This window comes from Klebsiella sp. B345 (genome assembly GCF_051131735.1).
GTDB lineage: Bacteria > Pseudomonadota > Gammaproteobacteria > Enterobacterales > Enterobacteriaceae > Klebsiella.
In genome coordinates this window covers 3,596,908-3,617,187 of sequence record NZ_CP180443.1, presented here as the reverse complement: position 1 = coordinate 3,617,187, position 20,280 = coordinate 3,596,908, and the positions used below count along the sequence as shown (strand labels likewise).

The following is a 20,280-nucleotide window of genomic DNA, read 5'->3' as shown; positions in this document are numbered from 1 at the left end:
TCCACGCAATAACGACAATCCACCCCATGACGCTGGCCCTCATCTTGATCGCTATCAAGAATAATCATACCGTCTGGTCGGTATGATCTCGTCCATGAAAACGGAAGCTCAGCATCGCAAAAAAGATCCCGTCCGCCTGCATCGCCAACTGCTTGAGTCCGCGGCGATGATTGCCGGCAGAGATGGCATTGCCGCACTCTCATTAAACGCCGTCGCGCGTGAAGCCGGGGTCAGCAAAGGCGGTCTTTTACACCATTTTCCCAATAAGCAGGCCCTGATATTCGCCCTGTTTGCCCGGCTGCTGGCCATTATGGAAAAGGCCATCGCGGAGCTCATGGCTGCCGATAACATTGCTTACGGTCGCTTTACCCGAGCGTATTTGCATTATCTGTCTGCCCCTGAACTGACCGGCACCCACGAAAGCCGTCAGTTGATGGTGCTGTCGCTGGCGATGCCAGATGAACCGGTACTGCGAAACTGTTGGCGCGACTGGATGCTGGCCCATCTGGCACAGGGTGATGCGCTGGATAACAGCCACACCGGTACCCTGGTGCGCTATGCCGCAGACGGCATCTGGCTGTCAGAGCTGACGGAGGGACCGACCATGAACGCCGATCATCGCCAGTCGCTGGTGAGCGATCTGACGAGGATGACGCTGCCGGCGTGAGGCTGTCGCGCCAGACTGATAACAACATAGCCTGATGAGACAGGCGCTGAGATCGAGGCCGCGATGCGCTACAACATCAATGCCAGTCTGATTTATGATGCAACGGACGGCACCCTCACCCTCCCGGGGAGCAATGAACCAGACAGCCAGTTGTCCATCACCGCCAGCGCGCTGCTGTACTATTTCCTGTGCCACACCGGCGTTATCAGCCGCAATGAGGTCTTGAAAAAAGTATGGGATGACAATGGGTTAACCTCATCCAACAGCAACCTCAACCAGTATCTGAGCATGCTGCGTAAAACCTTCCGCCACTACGATATCGATAACATCATCGTCACCGTGTCGCGCGGTATGTTGCAACTGAATCCCGAGCTCACCATCGACCTCATGGACGCCGCGCCGGCGATACCACCAGCAACGACTATCGCCGCTGCTGAGGTGAATCACGTGCCAGATGCACAACCGCCCCTACAGCCCGGCGCACCGCTGGCAGGAACACAAAAAATGCCCCCGCCGGGCCATCGCCGGGGCACCTGCTGGTACCTTGCCGGCGTCTGCCTGCTGGTCATCGCCCTGTTGCTGGTGATAAGCGCTTTCGTCGGCCATGCGCCGCCCCGGCCGATTACTTTGACCCAGATGCGCCATAGCCAGTGCGAGCTGCTGGCCAGTGACGAGATGCTGCGCTCCGTATCGGGCACCGCCTATGGCGCCAATTTTGATGAGGTGCGCCAACGGCTGAAGCTGGAGTGCAAGCCCGGCGAACGCTTTGTCTTTTTCTACGGCGACAGGCTGGAAACCAACGGCCTCGGCCGGGTGTTCCTCGCCCACTGCGCCATGCATGAAGACAACCCGTTCAGCTATTGCGATAACTATTTCTACTACTCCTGGAAGCCGCAATGAAACTCGCGCCACGCTCCTTCTTCGCCTTCTCCGTCCTGGTGTTTATCGCCGCCGCCGGCGTCAGCACCTGGAAACTGCTGCCCGTGGAAAAAGAGGGCGTGATGAGCTGCTCGACCAAAGCCATCATGCGTTTCGAGAACATGGATAAAGAGAACGTTAACGGCAATATTCATTTCAATTTTGCCGCCGGCGGGAAAGGCTCAATGGTCGTGGAGGGTTATACCGACTCCGCCGCCGGCTGGCTCTATCTGCAACGCTACGTCAAATTTAACTACAGCAGCCAACGCATCTCCCCCACCGAGCGCCACTACCGCATCAGCAAGTGGGAATCCAGCGCCTCATCCATCGACGAGTCCCCGGACGTTATCTTTGCCTACTTTATGCGTGAGATGTCAGACAGCCATGACGGCCTGTTTCTCAATGCCCAGAAGCTCAACGAGAAAGCGATCCTGCTCAGCTCCATCAATTCGCCACTGTTTGTCTGCACGCTGAAATCTGGCAGCCAGCTCGATTAATCCCGCCACGCAATATTGCTCGCCGCCCCGCGTCCGAAAATCGCACTTTTTGCTTTTAGCCTCCGCGAAAAAATACGATCATAGCCACACTTTCACGAGGGTTAAATTACCCCTTCTCCGCAATAAATTAGCATCCCGTTAACATTCCCCATCGCCCGGTTCTGCGAAGCAAAAACCGCCATATCCAGCGCCAAATCACTCCCAGTGAATCAGCACAAACAGATAAATACAGTATCAATAAACGCTAAATTGCAGAACAAAAAACTAAAAACAGCCACATGGTGAATTTAAATTTCACTTATCTCCCCACGCCCTATAGTGACTTTCGAACGCCGCTACCGCGTGTTGTCGCCGTGACGCGGACGGTTTTCCCGAATCACAAAACCTGTTCTGGAGGAGATCACCATGGGTGATGCATTGGGGCTTATTGAAACCAAAGGCCTGGTGGCCTGCATTGAAGCGGCGGATGCGATGTGCAAGTCCGCCAACGTCGAGTTGATTAGCTATGAAAACATCGGCTCCGGGTTGGTCACCGTCATGGTGAAGGGCGACGTCGGCGCCGTCAAAGCCGCGGTCGATTCCGGCGTGGAATCGGCACAGCGCATCGGCGAAGTGGTGACCTCGCTGGTTATCGCCCGTCCGCATAACGACATCAACAAAATCGTCATTAAACACAAGGCTTAAGGCCGGGAGAACGCAAATGGGTGATGCATTAGGTCTGATTGAAACCAAAGGTCTGGTGGCCTGCATTGAAGCGGCTGATGCGATGTGTAAAGCCGCCAACGTCGAGCTGATTGGCTATGAAAACGTCGGCTCCGGGCTGGTCACCGCGATGGTAAAAGGCGATGTCGGCGCCGTTAACGCCGCCGTTGACTCCGGCGTGGAAGCGGCCAAACGCATCGGCGAAGTGGTCACCTCTCGCGTCATTGCCCGCCCGCATAACGATATCGAAAAAATCGCGTCGCAGCACAAGGCATGACCTGACAGGGCACGCCCCGTCCCCACTCTTTTCGTCTGATGAAGGATAGACTCATGATTGAACTGGATAACGATTTGCAGTCCCGCCAGAACGCGCGGGAACTGGTGCGCAGCGCCAAAAAGGCTCAGGCGATTCTGGCCACCTTTTCGCAGCAACAAATCGACGCCATCGTGAAAAACGTGGCCCAGGAAGCAGCGCACCACGCCGAAACGCTGGCGAAAATGGCCGCGGAAGAAACCGGGTTCGGCAACTGGCAGGACAAGGTGCTGAAGAACCGTTTCGCTTCGCTGCGCGTCTACGACGCCATCAAAGATATGAAGACCGTCGGCATCATTCATGACGATCCGCTTAAAAAAGTGATGGACGTGGGCGTGCCGCTGGGGGTGATTTGTGCGCTGGTCCCTTCGACCAACCCAACCTCTACCGTTATCTATAAAACGCTGATCGCCCTGAAGGCCGGCAACGCGATTATCTTCTCTCCGCATCCAGGTGCACGCCAGTGCAGCTGGAAAGCGATTGAGATAGTTGCCCGCGCTGCCGAAGCGGCAGGCGCACCGGCAGGCTGCGTCAGCGGCATTACCGAACTGACGCTGGATGCCACCTCTGAACTGATGCACAGCAAAGAGGTCTCGCTGATCCTCGCCACTGGCGGTGAAGGCATGGTACGGGCGGCTTACGCCTCCGGCACGCCAACCATCAGCGGCGGCCCGGGGAACGGCCCGGCCTTTATCGAACGTAGCGCCGATATTCACCATGCGGTGAAAGATATTATCACCAGTAAAACCTTCGATAATGGGGTGATCTGCGCCTCCGAGCAGTCGATCATCGTCGAACGCTGCATTTATGATGAAGTGCACCGTGAACTGGAAGCCCAGGGCACGTACTTCATGAATGAAGCTGAAGCGGCCAAAATGGCGGCGCTGCTGCTGCGCCCGAACGGCACCATTAACCCGAAGGTGGTCGGCAAAACCGCCCTCTATCTCAGCCAGCTTGCCGGCTTCAGCGTACCTGCCAGCACCAAAGTGCTGATCGCCGAGCAGACCACCGTCTGCCACAAGAATCCCTACTCCCGTGAAAAGCTGTGCCCGGTACTCGGCCTGTATGTCGAAGAGGACTGGAAAGCAGCCTGCCATCGCGTGATGGAGCTGCTGACCAACGAAGGGCTCGGCCACACGCTGGTTATCCATACCCGCAACCAGGATGTGATCCGCCAGTTCTGCCTCGAAAAACCGGTGAACCGCATTTTGATCAACACCCCGGCGGCGCTGGGCGGCATTGGAGCGACCACCAATATCACCCCGGCACTGACCCTCGGCTGCGGCGCGGTCGGCGGCGGTTCCAGCTCCGATAACGTCGGGCCGATGAACCTGCTTAACATCCGTAAAGTGGGCTACGGCGTGCGATCCATCGATGAACTGCGCGCCCCAGGCAGCCGCCCGGAACCGCAGCCGGCCATCGTCACCCCGAGCAGTAACCCGCACCACAGCATCGTCGACGACCAACGTTTCCGCGCACCGGCAGCGGTGGCCCACGATGCCCAGGCCGATGACCGCTTTGCCGTTCCCGCAACCGCCGGGGAACAAAGCGAGATTAACGAGCAAAACGTAGAGCGCGTCATCCGCCAGGTGCTGGAACGCCTTGGTAAGTAACACTTTGATATAAGGCGATAAAAACGATGATTCTCGCAAAGGTAGTCGGCCATGTCGTCGCCACGCAGAAATGCGCTGAGCTACGCGGTAGCAACCTGCTACTGATCGTCAAATTAGACGATAACCAGCAGCCAATGAAGGACCAGACCTGGGTCGCCGTCGATAGCGTTGGCGCCGGCATGCACGACATTGTCCTGGCAGAAGCGTATTTCGCGCTCAACCAGGCGCACTACAAAGCCATGTCGGTGGTTGCCATTGTCGAGAACGTGTTTCGGGACGCTTAAGGAGTGAATAACCCAATGAGTGAATTTTTGCTGAAACCCCGGATCTGCTTTGGCCAGGACGCCCTGTCGGTCCTGAACGAGCTGCCCGCCCGCCACGTTCTGCTGGTCACCGACCAGGCGATGATCACGTTTGGCCTCGCCGATCGCGTCACGCGGATCCTGCGCCAGCGCGGTATCGCCTTCCAGGTCTGGGACGACGTGGTTGCCGACCCGGATATTGCCACCATCGTGCGCGGTATGAAGCTGATGGATGCTTGCTATCCGGACCTGGTAGTGGCGCTGGGCGGCGGATCGGTAATTGATGCGGCCAAAGCAGTTATTTTCGCCCTGGCGCAGACCCGCCCGCAGGCCGAACGCCAGCGCCCTTGCTTTGTGGCGATCCCGACCACCAGCGGCACCGGTTCTGAAGTCACGGCGTTTTCGGTGGTGAAAGCCCACAACGAAAAACTGGTGCTGGTGGACCCGACGCTGCTGCCGGATATCGCCCTGCTCGACCCGGCGCTGGTTGCCTCCGTACCGCCCGCCATCACCGCCGATACCGGAATGGACGTGCTGTGCCACGCGCTGGAGGCCTATGTCTCCCGTGCCGCCAGCGATTTTTCCGATGCGCTGGCTGAGAAAGTGGTGCAGCAGGTGTTTCGCTACCTGCCCACCTGCTGGCGGAGCGGCGACAACCTGCTGGCCCGTGAAAAGATGCACAACGCCTCCTGCATGGCGGGGATGGCGTTTACCAACGCGTCGCTGGGCATCACCCACAGCCTGGCCCATGCGCTTGGCGGCATCTTCCATGTTCCGCACGGTCGCGCTAACGCCCTGTTAATGGCCGAAGTGGTGGCATGGAACGCAGATTACCAAGGGCTGTGCGACACCGACGCCGCCCACAAATATGCCCGACTGGCCCACCTGCTGGACCTGCCTGCGGCCACCACGCGCCAGGGCGTCGCCAGCCTGCTGGTGGCGATTCAGGCGCTCAAAGATGAAATGACCATGCCGACCGGCATCGGGGAGACCCGCGTTGATGCAACAGAATTCGAACAACGACTGGCAGAGATGGTTGGCCAGGCGCTGCGCGACAGCTGTACGCCGACCAACCCACGTACGCCGGACGCCTTCGCGTTAACCGGGATTTATCGCCGGGCCTGGACCGGGCACCAGAGCGGCGTCGCCGTTCAGGGCGACTGATAACAAGATTTGGAGAACCTTACCCATGGCACACTACAGCTTAACGCCGCGCGTCACCGTGCTGGCTGAACGTTTACTCTCACAAAAAAGTACCCTGTGCACCGAGCATGCCGCCACGCTGAACGCCCTGGATGGTGATATCGCGGGTATTCCCGCCGTCGTCAAACCGGCGCGCCGCTTCTATGAACTGATGCGCCAGCTGCCGGTTGGCATCAGCCCCGATGAGCTGATTGTCGGCGACCAGACCCGCAAACCGCGCGGCGCCATTTTCCACGATGAAAGCGCCGCCCAGCGCCCGTCGGCGTTCCGCTTCCTCAATCTCAACAGTGAACTGGACTCGCCGGACTACCGGCTGATTGTCGAGCAGGGCGTGCTGGCGATTAAACATCAGCTGGAAGAGAAAACCCGCAGCCTCGGCAGCGCCGTCAGCCGTAGCGGCATGGACGAAGTGAACGGCTGCCGCGCCGCCCTGTATGCCTGCGACGCGCTGCTCACCCTGGCACAAAAGCTGGCCACCAGCGCCGAAACGCTGGCCGCGGCGGAAAATAACCCCTACCGCCAGGCCGAACTGCGCGAGAGCGCGGCGATCCTGCATCAGGTGCCAGCCCACCCGGCACGCAACTTTAAAGAAGCCTGCCAGGCCTTTTACCTGTTCCAGCTGGCGCTGCAGCTGGATAACGGCAGCTACGCGGTCAACCCGGAAGGCGCCGATAAAGTTCTGCTGCCGTGGTATCAACGCGACATCGCCAGCGGTCTCCTGACGCCGCAGCAGGCCTATGAAATCGTCGAGTGCCTGTGGTTCAAACTGGCACAGTTGAGCGACGTCCGCGCCCCCTGCGCGATCGACGGCTACCCGATGTTCGATGCCCTGCTGCACGGCGCGCGCCTCGATGACGTCAACGTTATCATCAACGAACTCTCCGGACTGTTCTTCTGCGCCCAGCGCAACCTGAGCGCGCTGAACCTGCCGGTTCGCCTGTTCAGCGGCGCCCGGAGCGTCTCATCCGTACCGTTTGCCGCCGATTGCGACACCCCGACAGCGGAAGGGCTGACGCCGCGTATGCAGCGCCTGCGCAACCATTACCTGACGGTACGCCCGAGCGTGTCCATCTACCGCGCGCTGGCCTTTACCGAGGTGGTGAAAGCCAACCCCGGCATGCCAACGATTCTGCTGCGTTCCAAAGCCTTCCGTCACGCCTGCGAAACCGCGCCGATTCTGATTCAGGACGACGAGTTGATCGTCGGCCATCCGTGCGGCAAACCGCGTGCTGGCGCATTCTCGCCGGATATCGCCTGGCGCTGGGTGCGCGACGAGCTCGATACCATGAGCACCCGCCCGCAGGATCCGTTTGAGATCAGCGAAGCAGATAAAAAAACCATTCGCGAAGAGATCGTGCCGTTCTGGGAAGGCCGTTCGCTGGATGAGATCTGCGAAGCGCAGTACCGCGAAGCAGGCGTGTGGGCGTTTAGCGGTGAGACCTTCGTCAGCGACCTCTCCTACCACCAGATCAACGGCGGCGGCGACACCTGCCCGGGCTATGACGTGCTGCTGTTCACCAAAGGGATGAACGGTATTAAAGCCGATGCCGAGGCGCATCTCGCGCAACTGAGCATGGAGAACCCGGAAGATATCGACCGCATTTACTACTACAAAGCGGCGATTGAAACCTGTGAAGGGGTGATTAACTACTCTCACCGTATTGCCGCCCGCGCCCGTGAGCTGGCCGCCCTTGAGCAGAATGCTCAGCGTCGCGCCGAATTACTGACCATTGCCGAGGTGAACCAGAACGTTCCGGCGAACCCGCCGAAAACCCTGCAGGAAGCGCTGCAAAGCATCTGGACCGTGGAGTCGCTGTTCGAAATTGAAGAGAACCAGACCGGCCTGTCGCTGGGCCGCGTCGACCAGTACTGCTACCCGATGTTTGAAGCCGATATCCGCGAAGGTCGCCTGACACACGAAACCGCGCTGGAGATGATGCAGGCGTTTATTATCAAGTGCGCCGAGCTGATGTGGATGTCCAGCGAACTGGGGGCGAAATACTTTGCCGGCTACCAGCCGTTTATCAACCTGACCGTCGGCGGCCAGAAGCGCAGCGGCGGCGATGCCTGTAACGACCTGACCTACCTGATTATGGATGCCGTGCGCTTCGTGAAGGTTTACCAGCCGTCGCTGGCCTGCCGCATTCACAACCAGTCGCCGCAAAAATATATGGAAAAAATCGTCGACGTGGTGAAAGCGGGCATGGGCTTCCCGGCCTGCCACTTTGATGATTCGCATATCAAGATGATGCTGCGCAAGGGCTTCGATTTTGAAGACGCCCGCGATTACTGCCTGATGGGTTGCGTCGAGCCGCAGAAATCCGGCCGTATCTACCAGTGGACCTCCACCGGTTATACCCAGTGGCCTATTGCCATCGAGTTTGTGCTCAACCGCGGCCGGATGGTGCTGTTTGATAGCTATCAGGGGCTGGATACCGGCGACCTGCGCGACCTGCACACCTTCGAAGAGTTTGATGCGGCAGTGAAAAAACAGATTGCCCATATCGTGCGTCTGTCGGCGATTGGCACGGTGATCAGCCAGCGCGTACACCGCGACGTGGCGCCGAAACCGCTGATGTCGCTGCTGGTGGAAGGCTGTATGGAAAGTGGCAAAGACGTCGCCGCCGGTGGTGCGATGGTCAACCACGGACCTGGGCTTATCTTCTCCGGCCTGGCGACCTACGTCGACTCCCTCGCCGCCATCCGCAAGCTGGTGTTTGAGGATAAAAAATACACCCTCGAGCAGATGCGCGACGCGATGCTGGCGAACTTCGAAGGCTTTGAAGCGCTGCGCCGCGACTGCCTGAACGCACCGAAATACGGTAACGACGACAACTACGTTGACCAGTACGCGCTGGATATCACCGAGTGGACCGAGCGCGAGTGCCGTCAGTACCAGATGCTCTACTCCACCCTCAGCCACGGCACGCTGTCCATCTCCAACAACACGCCGATTGGCGAACTGACCAACGCCACGCCGAACGGGCGCCTGGCCTGGATGCCGCTTTCCGACGGCATCAGCCCGACGCAGGGCGCGGACAAGCAAGGTCCGACCGCCATCATCAAGTCCGTGAGCAAGATGAACGTCGAGACCATGAACATCGGCATGGTGCATAACTTCAAATTCCTCAAAGGGTTGCTCGATACCCCGGAAGGACGCCATGGCCTGATCACCCTGCTGCGCACGGCATCGATTCTCGGCAACGGCCAGATGCAGTTCAGCTATGTCGATAACGAAGTACTGAAAAAAGCCCAGCAGGAGCCGGAAAAATATCGCGACCTGATCGTCCGCGTCGCTGGCTACAGCGCCTACTTCGTGGAGCTGTGCAAAGAGGTTCAGGACGAGATTATCAGCCGTACGGTCATCGAGAAGTTCTGATAAAGACACGGACGTTTTTGGACAAGGATGTCCTGGCAATTTTTTCTGGAGGCAAGCGTGAATAAAGAATTAACCGGGCGAATCTTCAACATTCAGAAATATTCGATCTACGACGGCGATGGGATTCGCACGCTGGTTTTTTTCAAAGGCTGCAATATCCGCTGCCCGTGGTGTGCCAACCCGGAAGGGCTGACCAGCCAGTTTCAGGTGATGTTCTCACACGACAAATGCATTAACTGCGGCGACTGCGTCAACGTCTGCCCGGCCGGGATCCATTATCGGGCGGAAGAAAACGGCGAGATGAAGCATTTCGTCGACCGCAATAAAGACTGTATTGGCTGTCGCAAGTGCGAAGAAATCTGTACCCAGAACGCGCTGGATATTATGGGCAAAGACGTCACCGTCAGTGAGCTGATGGAGGTCATCATGCAGGATTATGACTTCTATATCGCCTCCGGCGGCGGTGTGACCATCGGTGGCGGAGAGATGAGCCTGCAGACTGATTTTGCCGTGGCCCTGTTCAGCGAATGCAAAAAGATGATGCTTAATACCGCCGTCGAAACCCAGGGCACCACTTCGCTGGCCAATTACCAAAAGCTGGCGCCGGTCACCGACACGTTCTTATTCGACATTAAGCAAATTAACAGCGAGCACCATAAAGCGTTATTTGGCATCGGCAATGAAGGTATTCGCCGCAATCTGGAATGGCTGGTGGATTCCGGCGCCAACGTGATTGTGCGCATGCCGCTGGTGCGGGGATATAACGACTCATTCGATGCGATTACCGGGGCCATTGATTATGTGCAGAAGCTGGCGAAGCGCGGGAATATCCGCCGCATCGATATGCTGCCGTACCACCAACTGGGGCGCAAAAAATATGAGCGTCTGGATATGCCCTATCCCATTACCCAGGACCCGTCTTATTCACCCGAAGAGCTGAGCCAACTGGAGACGTTCTTCACGCAGTTCGATTTTGATATTCGCTTAGTCCGCCATTAACAGGAGCCGACAATGAAAAGTTTAGGCGTAATTGAAACGCGAGGGCTGGTCGCCGCCATTCAGGCTGTCGATGCCGCCTGTAAAGCTGCAGGCGTGACCTGCATTGGTTATCGCAAAGTCGGGTCGGGGCTGGTCAGCGTCTGCTTCGAGGGCGAAATCAGCGCTATCCACACCGCCATTGAGCGCGGTATTGCCGTGGTTGCCGCAGACCAGGTTGTGGGTTCACTGGTCATCGCCCGCCCGGAACGCAGCGTGGTTGATGCGCTGGGTAAATTAAAAGGCCGTCCGCCGCGCCCTGCGACACCAGCGGCAGTAAAGCCCGCCATCGCAGAACCTGCCGTCGTCACGACGTCGGCGGAAAAAAGCGGACCGGAGATGCCGCCGTCCCAACCGGCAGCTGGCGAGGCGGAAGATAAAAGCGCCGCGATGAAAAAAGGGAAGAAGGCATGATCGACACCCTGCTACAGGAAAAAATCAGCGCCCGACTGACCCGCATCGCGCCAGACATTCCGGTCGGCATTTCTAACCGTCACGTGCACCTGTCGCAGCAGGATCTCGAGGCCTTGTTTGGCAAAGGTTACGCGCTGACGCCGTTCAAACCACTACGCCAGCCGGGACAGTTTGCCGCCGAGGAGTGCGTGACCGTGGTCGGGCCAAAAGGCTCGCTAACCCGCGTGCGCGTGCTTGGCCCCACTCGTCCGGTGACCCAGTTGGAAATCTCTCGTGCCGACGCCTTCACGCTGGGGATCCAGGCGCCGGTACGCGAATCCGGACAACTGGAGCAAGCCGGTAATGCCCTGTTGATTGGCCCGGCGGGCCACGTTGAACTGCTGTCTCAGGTGATCTGTGCCTGGCGGCATATTCATATGTCGCCGCAGGATGCGCAGCGCCTGAACGTCAGCCATGGCCAGAAGGTCAAGGTCGCCAGCCGGGGCCAACGCCAGCTCACGTTCGATGAAGTGGTGGTACGGGTGCGGGACGATTTTGTCCTCGAGCTGCATATCGATACCGAAGAAGCCAACGCCGCCGGATTGAAAAACGGCGCGCAGGTCACGCTTATTGCATAACGGGGGCCAGCCATGACCGATGAAGAGATCGACCACCTGGTGACGCGGGTTATCCAGCGGCTACAACCGCCGGTGCTGGTGATGGTCGGCGCGGCGGAGGGCTATCGCCCGCTCATCCGCCGTCGTCTGGCGGGATGCGGGCAGCGTCTGCACCTCGCGCTGGAAGACGGATTAGTAGATACGGCGCAGTGGCAGGCAATCGGCGAGATTATCCCGTCCGGGACCTGGCAGGCGGCGCTACCGTCGATGGTCTGGCGGGCCGTGGTAGTGCCGTTTCTCGATTATCCGCTGGCGGCCGATCTGGCAAACGGCACGCTGCACAGCCCGGTTGCCCGGCGCCTGCACGACGCGCTACTGGCCGGCCTGCCGGTGCTGGCGTTGCGCTACCACTGCGACCCGGACAGCGAGCTGAACCAGCTGTGCGGCGCGGCGAGCCAGACGCCATATGCCAGCCAGATGCACGCGACCCTGGCCCGGTTGATGGCATGCGGCGTCACGTTGTGCTCGATGAATGAACTGTTGGCGACGCTGGTCGCCGGGCCGGGAGCGTCCGTTCCGACGCCGGTCGGCGGGGCGCGTCGTTATCTCACTGTCACAGACATCGTCAATAATCCGGCGCTGGCCGCCGCCAGCAATGCCGTTTTAACCGATGCCGCGAGCGATTTTCTTAAAAACAGAAATAAAGAACCCTACCTTAATAAATAGATCCGGAGTTTATTATGTCTTCAAAAACAAAATGTTGGCTATGGATGCTGTTGGTTATCCTCTCGGAAACCTCGGCGACGTCCACCCTCAAGATGTTCGGTAGCAGCGAAGGCTCCACCAAAATGTTGCTGCTCGGGCTGCTGATTGTTCTGTACTGCACCTGCTACTACTCGCTGTCCCGCGCGGTCAAAGATATTCCCGTCGGCCTGGCCTACGCCACCTGGTCCGGAACCGGCATTCTGGTGGTATCGACCTTGGGGATGGCCTTTTACGGCCAGCATCCAGATACCGCAGCCATTATCGGCATGGCGATTATTGCCAGCGGTATCGTGATCATGAATCTGTTTTCAAAAATGGGCAGCGAAGAGAGTACCGACGCGCCTGCCGAACCGGTAACGCCACTGGATAGCAAGATCGCCAACTAACAGAAAAGGAATAGCATATGTTTAATCTCGGGTTCTTATGGCTGGCACTGTCCATCGGCTCAGAAATTACCGGTACGTCGATGATCAAAAAAACCAACGGCTTTAGCAAACTGGCGCCTTCCGTGCTGGTCGTCTGCGCTTACGGGTTGTGTTATTTCGCCCTCACTCGCGCAATGAGCACCATCCCGGTGGGTGTAGCGTACTCGCTGTGGTGCGGCTTCGGTATCGTCGGCGTCACCATCTGCTCGATGATCCTGTACAAGCAGAAACCGGATCTGCCGGCGATCTTCGCCATGGTGCTGATCATCTCTGGCGGCATCATCATGAACGTCTTCTCCACCATGTAATCCGCTAAACATGGCCACGCGTGGGTTTACCCCACGCCTTTTTCGTGTCAGGATAATCGTCATGAACAGAATCGTTGTCATCTCCCGCTCATGTCGTTGGTGGCTGCCTGCATAACAGGCGGCACGATTTATGTTTTCCAATTTTTAAGCCGCCGGAAGGCGGCTTAATTGTTTCTTAGCGACGTCTTTCGGCTTACAGCAGCCTAAGGAGTCTCTGATGAACACATTACCCACCATTCTTACCGGCGATCGCCCCACCGGTCAGCTCCATCTCGGCCACTACGTGGGCTCACTGCGCCAGCGGGTCGAGCTGCAACATGACCATCAGCAGTTTATTCTGGTCGCCGACCTGCAGGGGTTAACGGATAACGGCAGCGATCCGCAGAAAATCAGCCGCAATATCTGCGAGGTGCTGGCGGATTATCTGGCGGTGGGAATCGACCCGCGCAAAACCACGATTTGTCTGCAATCAGCGCTTCCGGCGCTGGCTGAACTGAGCGCGCTGTATATGAATATCGTCACCGTCGCCCGCGTCGAGCGTAATCCGACGGTCAAAAATGAGATCGCGCAGAAGGGATTTTCCCGTGCACTGCCGGTCGGCTTTCTCGCCTACCCCATCAGCCAGGCGGCGGACATTACCGCCTTTAAAGCCGGGCTGGTGCCGGTGGGCGACGATCAGCTACCGATGATTGAGCAGACCAATGAGATCGTCCACAAAATGAATAGCCTGACGACGGTGCCGGTATTGCAGCACTGCAAAGCGCTGCTCAGCGATGTCAGCCGCCTGCCGGGCATTGATGGCAGTGCCAAAATGTCAAAATCGCTGGGGAATACGCTGACGCTCTCCGCCAGTGAAGAGGAGATCCATCGTGCGGTCAGCGCGATGTATACCGACCCACACCATCTGCGCGTCAGCGACCCAGGCCAACTCGACGGCAATGTCGTTTTTACTTACCTGGACGCCTTCCATCCTGACCACGCCTTGATTGCCGAGATGAAAGCCCACTACCAGCGTGGCGGACTGGGCGATCGGCAGTGTAAGAATGTGCTGGAAGAGTGCCTGCAGACGCTGCTGGCACCGATTCGCGAACGCCGGGCAACGTTTATCGCTGATAAAGGGATGCTGCTGGAGCTGCTGCGCCAGGGCAGTGAGCGAGCGCAGCACCTCACGCAGCAGACGCTGCATGAGGTCATGCGTGGATTAGGGTTGCCGGTACTGTTCTGAAAAACCGGGGCATGGCGACTCAGTGTGATTCGCCGTGCCCGCCCTGATGCAGCTTCACGCAGTCACGCCCGCTACGCTTGGCGGTGTACAGTGCGCTGTCGGCATCGCGCAACAGTCGATTGTAATCCGGGTGGCCACTATGCACGGCATAGCCGATGCTGACGGTGATGGCAATGTGGGTCTCTGCACCAACGTCAAACTGCAGTTGGCTGATGCTTTTTCGCAAGCGTTCCAGTAGCGTATAGGCTTCAGCGGCGTTGGTTTCCACCAGAACCAGTAAAAACTCTTCGCCTCCATAGCGGAAGATATAGTCGCTGGAACGAATATTATCGCTGAGCAGGTCGGCCACGTGCTTGATCGCCCGGTCGCCCACTACGTGACCCCAGTTATCGTTAATCTCTTTGAAATGGTCGATATCCACCATCGCCACCGTCATCGGCAGCCCATGCTCCATGGCGAGGGTGACCTCATGCTTGAGGACCACCGGCAGGTAACGACGGTTTAGCAGGCTGGTCAGCGAATCCTTGCCGTTCTGCATCTGCGACAGGCTGCTAAAGATCACTTCCAGCTGGTGACCTATCTGCTGGCAATGGATATGGATGCTCTGGAGCAGGCTTTGGGTATTTTTATACCCGGTACTATCCGGTGATGATTTCCAGTCGATAATTAAGCGATCGACCTGCTCAATGACGTCGGTGATCTCTGCCATCTGAGCATTTTTATTAAAATAGCGCACGCATTTATGACGGAACCACAGGCCAAATTCGGATTCCGATAATAATGTGCCGTTAATGGCGGCTTTATTTTCGCTGACGATATTAAAAATCGTACTGTTTTCCCAGCCGGAGAGCGAGGCCTGCTGTTTGCCGTATTCCATCGGGATATTATCCATCAGGCTATACAGGCGGTAGGCCTCTTCATTTTTCGTCGCCCGGTAGTGCGATAGGGTGTAGGCATGGCACATCATCTCGATGGCCATGTGAATGGCCATGACCGAATAATGGAGGGTTGCCAGCGCGGTCTGGTGGTCAATGTCGTGGCGATCGCGGATGTACTCTATCAGCCCGGCCTTGAGCTGGCGGGCTCCGCGCAGTACGGCCTCGGCCGGAATGCCAATGCGGGCGTGAATACTGCCGATAAAATATTGCCGCTCTGCCAGCGCCTGCAGCCCATCCCGCTCACAGGTCAAAATCTCATTGACCCATGCGCTCAGCGAACGACTGAGACGCTCCTGCACCAGGTCATAGGTCAGGTGGCGGGCAATATCAGGATCCTGAAAAATAAAGTCATAAAATCGGGCCGCCAGCGCTTCTGACTGCTCAGAGGCAATATTTTTAAGAACAGCCTTCACATCGGGAGTCAAACCGTCATACAGCGGCAGCCATTCCTTGAAAATAACGGAGATATATTTCTTGCTTTCATCACTCATTGAATAAAGCACTCACCGATTAGGATCTATTTTAAGGCTGAAGATCATACAACAGTTCGCTCTGGTCAACCAGATTGAAAATTCAGCAGGTGAGGACGATCCAGGCAGCGATAACTATGGTTTGCGGTTCATCACCCGGCGTAGCAACCAGGTGAATCCCATCGCCATGCTAAACAGGATAAACAGTAGAGCCACCCAACTGAGAGAAATGCGCACTAAGGCGCTGAAGGTCATCAGTGGCTGAAGGTGTACGGTAAACGACTCGCTGAGCGGCTTTCCTATCAGCAGCAGTACGCTTTCGATGGCCCAGACGCATCCCCGGCAAACGACCCAAATAATCGCCGGCCAGCATAGCAGAACTAAAAAAGTGAAGCGTTCTTGCAGGTAACTTATGAGCGGGCGCAGGGGCGACCATGTTAGCAGGTTCTTCATTGGTATTCTCATCGTGCCGCTCGATACTCTTCTTTCGGCCACGACACACGCTGTTTTTATCGAAAATGGGGGAACTAAAAAACGGCCAAGTTAACAAAGTGTTAATGACACTAAAACATTTCACCTAAAAAGTCCAGTGACAACCGCACAGGTCGTTAAATATGAGAATAAATTTCTGTTGATATACCGAAATAATTATTAAGCGTTCGAAAAACATCTTCAATATATTTAAATGTTTTTATTTTTTAATGCATATATTATTGGCACATAGTTAATATTCATAATCCGTATATTTAGACAAGATAAAGGGAGCACTAAAATATCGAAGATATATAAAATGGCGGGGTGAAAATATAAAATGCGAAAGGAATCGGGTAAGTAGCACTCACCGACAAACAGCAGATAAACAAAAAAACCCCATGCTTTCGCATGAGGTTTCTTTGTTTTATTTGATGCCTGGCAGTTCCCTACTCTCACATGGGGAGACCCCACACTACCATCGGCGCTACGGCGTTTCACTTCTGAGTTCGGCATGGGGTCAGGTGGGACCACCGCGCTATCGCCGCCAGGCAAATTCTGTTATCAACACGTCTTAAAGACGCATCAACTAATCTGTATCAGGCTGAAAATCTTCTCTCGTCCACCAAAACAGCTTTGGCGTTGTAAGGTTAAGCCTCACGGTTCATTAGTATCGGTTAGCTCAACGTATCGCTACGCTTACACACCCGACCTATCAACGTCGTCGTCTTCAACGTTCCTTCAGGACTCTCAAGGAGTCAGGGAGAACTCATCTCGGGGCAAGTTTCGTGCTTAGATGCTTTCAGCACTTATCTTTTCCGCATTTAGCTACCGGGCAATGCCATTGGCATGACAACCCGAACACCAGTGATGCGTCCACTCCGGTCCTCTCGTACTAGGAGCAGCCCCCCTCAATTCTCCAGCGCCCACGGCAGATAGGGACCGAACTGTCTCACGACGTTCTAAACCCAGCTCGCGTACCACTTTAAACGGCGAACAGCCGTACCCTTGGGACCTACTTCAGCCCCAGGATGTGATGAGCCGACATCGAGGTGCCAAACACCGCCGTCGATATGAACTCTTGGGCGGTATCAGCCTGTTATCCCCGGAGTACCTTTTATCCGTTGAGCGATGGCCCTTCCATTCAGAACCACCGGATCACTATGACCTGCTTTCGCACCTGCTCGCGCCGTCACGCTCGCAGTCAAGCTAGCTTATGCCATTGCACTAACCTCCTGATGTCCGACCAGGATTAGCTAACCTTCGTGCTCCTCCGTTACTCTTTGGGAGGAGACCGCCCCAGTCAAACTACCCACCAGACACTGTCCGCAACCCGGATCACGGGTCTACGTTAGAACATCAAACATTAAAGGGTGGTATTTCAAGGTTGGCTCCACGCAGACTGGCGTCCACGCTTCAAAGCCTCCCACCTATCCTACACATCAAGGCTCAATGTTCAGTGTCAAGCTATAGTAAAGGTTCACGGGGTCTTTCCGTCTTGCCGCGGGTACACTGCATCTTCACAGCGAGTTCAATTTCACTGAGTCTCGGGTGGAGACAGCCTGGCCATCATTACGCCATTCGTGCAGGTCGGAACTTACCCGACAAGGAATTTCGCTACCTTAGGACCGTTATAGTTACGGCCGCCGTTTACCGGGGCTTCGATCAAGAGCTTCTCCTTACGGATAACCCCATCAATTAACCTTCCGGCACCGGGCAGGCGTCACACCGTATACGTCCACTTTCGTGTTTGCACAGTGCTGTGTTTTTAATAAACAGTTGCAGCCAGCTGGTATCTTCGACTGATTTCAGCTCCACGAGCAAGTCGCTTCACCTACCATCAGCGTGCCTTCTCCCGAAGTTACGGCACCATTTTGCCTAGTTCCTTCACCCGAGTTCTCTCAAGCGCCTTGGTATTCTCTACCTGACCACCTGTGTCGGTTTGGGGTACGATTTGATGTTACCTGATGCTTAGAGGCTTTTCCTGGAAGCAGGGCATTTGTTACTTCAGCACCGTAGTGCCTCGTCATCACACCTCAGCGTTAACAAGCGTCCGGATTTACCTAAACGCTCCGCCTACATGCTTAAACCGGGACAACCGTCGCCCGGCTAACATAGCCTTCTCCGTCCCCCCTTCGCAGTAACACCGAGTACAGGAATATTAACCTGTTTCCCATCGACTACGCCTTTCGGCCTCGCCTTAGGGGTCGACTCACCCTGCCCCGATTAACGTTGGACAGGAACCCTTGGTCTTCCGGCGAGCGGGCTTTTCACCCGCTTTATCGTTACTTATGTCAGCATTCGCACTTCTGATACCTCCAGCAACCCTCACAGGCCACCTTCAACGGCTTACAGAACGCTCCCCTACCCAACAACACATAGTGTCGCTGCCGCAGCTTCGGTGCATGGTTTAGCCCCGTTACATCTTCCGCGCAGGCCGACTCGACCAGTGAGCTATTACGCTTTCTTTAAATGATGGCTGCTTCTAAGCCAACATCCTGGCTGTCTGTGCCTTCCCACATCGTTTCCCACTTAACCATGACTTTGGGACCTTAGCTGGCGGTCTGGGTTGTTTCCCTCTTCACGACGGACGTTAGCACCCGCCGTGTGTCTCCCGTGATAACATTCTTCGGTATTCGTAGTTTGCATCGGGTTGGTAAGTCGGGATGACCCCCTAGCCGAAACAGTGCTCTACCCCCGAAGATGAGTTCACGAGGCGCTACCTAAATAGCTTTCGGGGAGAACCAGCTATCTCCCGGTTTGATTGGCCTTTCACCCCCAGCCACAAGTCATCCGCTAATTTTTCAACATTAGTCGGTTCGGTCCTCCAGTTAGTGTTACCCAACCTTCAACCTGCCCATGGCTAGATCACCGGGTTTCGGGTCTATACCCTGCAACTTAACGCCCAGTTAAGACTCGGTTTCCCTGCGGCTCCCCTATACGGTTAACCTTGCTACAGAATATAAGTCGCTGACCCATTATACAAAAGGTACGCAGTCACCTAACAAGTAGGCTCCCACTGCTTGTACGTACACGGTTTCAGGTTCTTTTTCACTCCCCTCGCCGGGGTTCTTTTCGCCTTTCCCTCACGGTACTGGTTCACTATCGGTCAGTCAGGAGTATTTAGCCTTGGAGGATGGTCCCCCATATTCAGACAGGATACCACGTGTCCCGCCCTACTCTTCGAGTTCACAACGTGTGCATTTTAGTGTACGGGGCTATCACCCTGTACCGCCGGACTTTCCAGACCGTTCCACTAACACACACGCTGATTCAGACTCTGGGCTCCTCCCCGTTCGCTCGCCGCTACTGGGGGAATCTCGGTTGATTTCTTTTCCTCGGGGTACTTAGATGTTTCAGTTCCCCCGGTTCGCTTCGTTAAGCTATGTATTCACTTAACGATAGTGTGTCGAAACACACTGGGTTTCCCCATTCGGAAATCGCCGGTTATAACGGTTCATATCACCTTACCGACGCTTATCGCAGATTAGCACGTCCTTCATCGCCTCTGACTGCCAGGGCATCCACCGTGTACGCTTAGTCGCTTAACCTCACAACCCGAAGCTGTTTCGTAAAACAGTTCGCGTTGCGAAAATTTGAGAGACTCGAACACACCGCTTTTCCTTTCTTATTACGGAGAAAGGAAACAGTGTGTCGTTTCAATTTTCAGCTTGATCCAGATTTTTAAAGAGCAAAACTTCGCAGCATACCTTTTCAGGTACACTCTGAAGTTTTCTTGTTATTCAGCAGTAAAGGATGGTGGAGCTATGCGGGATCGAACCGCAGACCTCCTGCGTGCAAGGCAGGCGCTCTCCCAGCTGAGCTATAACCCCATCGTAATACTCATCTCTCGTACCGGTCATTCATTTTCGGGCGCGGCGTGGTGAAGCGAAGCATACTGAAGTATGCGAGCTTTTCCACAACAAAGCACGAGCGTGAATTTGGTAGGCCTGAGTGGACTTGAACCACCGACCTCACCCTTATCAGGGGTGCGCTCTAACCACCTGAGCTACAAGCCTGCAGAGATGTTTTACTGCTT

Annotated in this window: 18 protein-coding genes, 2 tRNA genes and 2 rRNA genes; 16 read left to right on the top strand and 6 right to left on the bottom strand. The window is 56.2% G+C overall.

The window, feature by feature from the left end:
• Positions 1–82 precede the first annotated feature (82 nt).
• The 16 genes from ACMYSO_RS16995 to trpS all read left to right on the top strand — a co-directional run bounded on the left by ACMYSO_RS16995 (position 83) and on the right by trpS (position 14,362).
• Entirely contained in the window at positions 83–667 is a 585-nt protein-coding gene (locus ACMYSO_RS16995) for a TetR/AcrR family transcriptional regulator (RefSeq protein WP_434666185.1), read from the top strand.
• A gap of 63 nt (positions 668–730) precedes the next feature.
• Complete coding sequence (locus ACMYSO_RS16990) at positions 731–1,567, top strand: winged helix-turn-helix domain-containing protein (protein WP_434666182.1); 837 nt, start codon at positions 731–733, stop codon at positions 1,565–1,567.
• Positions 1,564–2,082 carry a FidL-like protein gene (locus ACMYSO_RS16985; RefSeq protein ID WP_434666179.1) on the top strand — a complete coding sequence of 173 codons (519 nt, stop codon included), beginning with the start codon at positions 1,564–1,566 and terminating at the stop codon, positions 2,080–2,082. Before ACMYSO_RS16990 ends, ACMYSO_RS16985 begins: the two co-directional genes overlap by 4 nt.
• 405 nt (positions 2,083–2,487) lie before the next feature.
• Complete coding sequence (locus ACMYSO_RS16980) at positions 2,488–2,766, top strand: BMC domain-containing protein (RefSeq protein ID WP_010634659.1); 279 nt, start codon at positions 2,488–2,490, stop codon at positions 2,764–2,766.
• A gap of 16 nt (positions 2,767–2,782) precedes the next feature.
• Positions 2,783–3,061: a BMC domain-containing protein gene (locus ACMYSO_RS16975; RefSeq protein ID WP_316934615.1), complete on the top strand. Its 279-nt coding sequence runs from the start codon at positions 2,783–2,785 to the stop codon at positions 3,059–3,061.
• Positions 3,062–3,114: 53 nt separating this feature from the next.
• Positions 3,115–4,710: an acetaldehyde dehydrogenase (acetylating) gene (locus tag ACMYSO_RS16970; protein ID WP_434666175.1), complete on the top strand. Its 1,596-nt coding sequence runs from the start codon at positions 3,115–3,117 to the stop codon at positions 4,708–4,710.
• 26 nt (positions 4,711–4,736) lie between these two features.
• Positions 4,737–4,994 carry a EutN/CcmL family microcompartment protein gene (locus tag ACMYSO_RS16965; protein WP_123757683.1) on the top strand — a complete coding sequence of 86 codons (258 nt, stop codon included), beginning with the start codon at positions 4,737–4,739 and terminating at the stop codon, positions 4,992–4,994.
• Between the two features lie 15 nt (positions 4,995–5,009).
• Positions 5,010–6,176: a 1-propanol dehydrogenase PduQ gene (locus ACMYSO_RS16960; RefSeq protein ID WP_434666172.1), complete on the top strand. Its 1,167-nt coding sequence runs from the start codon at positions 5,010–5,012 to the stop codon at positions 6,174–6,176.
• A gap of 25 nt (positions 6,177–6,201) precedes the next feature.
• Positions 6,202–9,594: a choline trimethylamine-lyase gene (cutC, locus tag ACMYSO_RS16955; RefSeq protein ID WP_434666169.1), complete on the top strand. Its 3,393-nt coding sequence runs from the start codon at positions 6,202–6,204 to the stop codon at positions 9,592–9,594.
• Between the two features lie 27 nt (positions 9,595–9,621).
• Positions 9,622–10,593 (top strand): choline TMA-lyase-activating enzyme, encoded by a 972-nt coding sequence (gene cutD, locus ACMYSO_RS16950; RefSeq protein ID WP_434666166.1) that lies wholly within the window; start codon positions 9,622–9,624, stop codon positions 10,591–10,593.
• A gap of 12 nt (positions 10,594–10,605) precedes the next feature.
• A complete protein-coding gene (locus tag ACMYSO_RS16945) occupies positions 10,606–11,043 on the top strand; it encodes a BMC domain-containing protein (RefSeq protein WP_434666163.1) in 438 nt (145 codons plus the stop codon).
• Positions 11,040–11,660, top strand: a complete 621-nt coding sequence (locus tag ACMYSO_RS16940; protein ID WP_434666161.1) for a phosphate propanoyltransferase — start codon at positions 11,040–11,042, stop codon at positions 11,658–11,660. The genes ACMYSO_RS16945 and ACMYSO_RS16940 overlap by 4 nt, the downstream gene beginning before the upstream one ends.
• A gap of 12 nt (positions 11,661–11,672) precedes the next feature.
• Positions 11,673–12,365 (top strand): hypothetical protein, encoded by a 693-nt coding sequence (locus ACMYSO_RS16935; protein WP_434666158.1) that lies wholly within the window; start codon positions 11,673–11,675, stop codon positions 12,363–12,365.
• 14 nt (positions 12,366–12,379) lie between these two features.
• Positions 12,380–12,790, top strand: a complete 411-nt coding sequence (locus ACMYSO_RS16930) for a DMT family transporter (RefSeq protein WP_123757690.1) — start codon at positions 12,380–12,382, stop codon at positions 12,788–12,790.
• Between the two features lie 17 nt (positions 12,791–12,807).
• The gene (locus ACMYSO_RS16925) at positions 12,808–13,137 is read left to right on the top strand and encodes a DMT family transporter (RefSeq protein ID WP_041143869.1); all 330 of its coding nucleotides are present in this window, start codon (positions 12,808–12,810) and stop codon (positions 13,135–13,137) included.
• Positions 13,138–13,354: 217 nt separating this feature from the next.
• Positions 13,355–14,362, top strand: a complete 1,008-nt coding sequence (gene trpS, locus ACMYSO_RS16920) for a tryptophan--tRNA ligase (protein ID WP_434666153.1) — start codon at positions 13,355–13,357, stop codon at positions 14,360–14,362.
• Between the two features lie 19 nt (positions 14,363–14,381).
• Here trpS and ACMYSO_RS16915 read toward each other — a convergent pair whose 3' ends face one another.
• From ACMYSO_RS16915 to ACMYSO_RS16890, 6 genes are all read right to left on the bottom strand, one after another.
• Positions 14,382–15,791, bottom strand: coding sequence for a GGDEF domain-containing protein (locus ACMYSO_RS16915; protein WP_434666150.1), 1,410 nt, complete (start codon positions 15,789–15,791; stop codon positions 14,382–14,384).
• A gap of 114 nt (positions 15,792–15,905) precedes the next feature.
• A complete protein-coding gene (locus tag ACMYSO_RS16910; protein WP_434666147.1) occupies positions 15,906–16,223 on the bottom strand; it encodes a hypothetical protein in 318 nt (105 codons plus the stop codon).
• A gap of 454 nt (positions 16,224–16,677) precedes the next feature.
• A 5S ribosomal RNA gene (gene rrf, locus ACMYSO_RS16905) occupies positions 16,678–16,793 on the bottom strand.
• Positions 16,794–16,887: 94 nt separating this feature from the next.
• A 23S ribosomal RNA gene (locus tag ACMYSO_RS16900) occupies positions 16,888–19,792 on the bottom strand.
• A gap of 206 nt (positions 19,793–19,998) precedes the next feature.
• A tRNA-Ala gene (locus tag ACMYSO_RS16895) sits at positions 19,999–20,074 on the bottom strand.
• A gap of 109 nt (positions 20,075–20,183) precedes the next feature.
• Positions 20,184–20,260: transfer RNA gene (locus tag ACMYSO_RS16890), tRNA-Ile, on the bottom strand.
• Positions 20,261–20,280: the final 20 nt, after the last annotated feature.

What these genes read in the sequence shown, in the direction of transcription:
- cutD (WP_434666166.1), top strand. Translation starts at nt 9,622, where the DNA reads ATGTCCTGGCAATTTTTTCTGGAGGCAAGCGTGAATAAAGAATTAACC.
- ACMYSO_RS16990 (WP_434666182.1), top strand. Translation starts at nt 731, where the DNA reads ATGCGCTACAACATCAATGCCAGTCTGATTTATGATGCAACGGACGGC.
- ACMYSO_RS16935 (WP_434666158.1), top strand. Translation starts at nt 11,673, where the DNA reads ATGACCGATGAAGAGATCGACCACCTGGTGACGCGGGTTATCCAGCGG.
- ACMYSO_RS16995 (WP_434666185.1), top strand. Translation starts at nt 83, where the DNA reads ATGATCTCGTCCATGAAAACGGAAGCTCAGCATCGCAAAAAAGATCCC.
- ACMYSO_RS16945 (WP_434666163.1), top strand. Translation starts at nt 10,606, where the DNA reads ATGAAAAGTTTAGGCGTAATTGAAACGCGAGGGCTGGTCGCCGCCATT.
- ACMYSO_RS16980 (WP_010634659.1), top strand. Translation starts at nt 2,488, where the DNA reads ATGGGTGATGCATTGGGGCTTATTGAAACCAAAGGCCTGGTGGCCTGC.
- ACMYSO_RS16930 (WP_123757690.1), top strand. Translation starts at nt 12,380, where the DNA reads ATGTCTTCAAAAACAAAATGTTGGCTATGGATGCTGTTGGTTATCCTC.
- cutC (WP_434666169.1), top strand. Translation starts at nt 6,202, where the DNA reads ATGGCACACTACAGCTTAACGCCGCGCGTCACCGTGCTGGCTGAACGT.
- ACMYSO_RS16975 (WP_316934615.1), top strand. Translation starts at nt 2,783, where the DNA reads ATGGGTGATGCATTAGGTCTGATTGAAACCAAAGGTCTGGTGGCCTGC.
- ACMYSO_RS16960 (WP_434666172.1), top strand. Translation starts at nt 5,010, where the DNA reads ATGAGTGAATTTTTGCTGAAACCCCGGATCTGCTTTGGCCAGGACGCC.
- ACMYSO_RS16970 (WP_434666175.1), top strand. Translation starts at nt 3,115, where the DNA reads ATGATTGAACTGGATAACGATTTGCAGTCCCGCCAGAACGCGCGGGAA.
- ACMYSO_RS16940 (WP_434666161.1), top strand. Translation starts at nt 11,040, where the DNA reads ATGATCGACACCCTGCTACAGGAAAAAATCAGCGCCCGACTGACCCGC.
- trpS (WP_434666153.1), top strand. Translation starts at nt 13,355, where the DNA reads ATGAACACATTACCCACCATTCTTACCGGCGATCGCCCCACCGGTCAG.
- ACMYSO_RS16965 (WP_123757683.1), top strand. Translation starts at nt 4,737, where the DNA reads ATGATTCTCGCAAAGGTAGTCGGCCATGTCGTCGCCACGCAGAAATGC.
- ACMYSO_RS16985 (WP_434666179.1), top strand. Translation starts at nt 1,564, where the DNA reads ATGAAACTCGCGCCACGCTCCTTCTTCGCCTTCTCCGTCCTGGTGTTT.
- ACMYSO_RS16925 (WP_041143869.1), top strand. Translation starts at nt 12,808, where the DNA reads ATGTTTAATCTCGGGTTCTTATGGCTGGCACTGTCCATCGGCTCAGAA.
- ACMYSO_RS16915 (WP_434666150.1), bottom strand. Translation starts at nt 15,791, where the DNA reads ATGAGTGATGAAAGCAAGAAATATATCTCCGTTATTTTCAAGGAATGG.
- ACMYSO_RS16910 (WP_434666147.1), bottom strand. Translation starts at nt 16,223, where the DNA reads ATGAAGAACCTGCTAACATGGTCGCCCCTGCGCCCGCTCATAAGTTAC.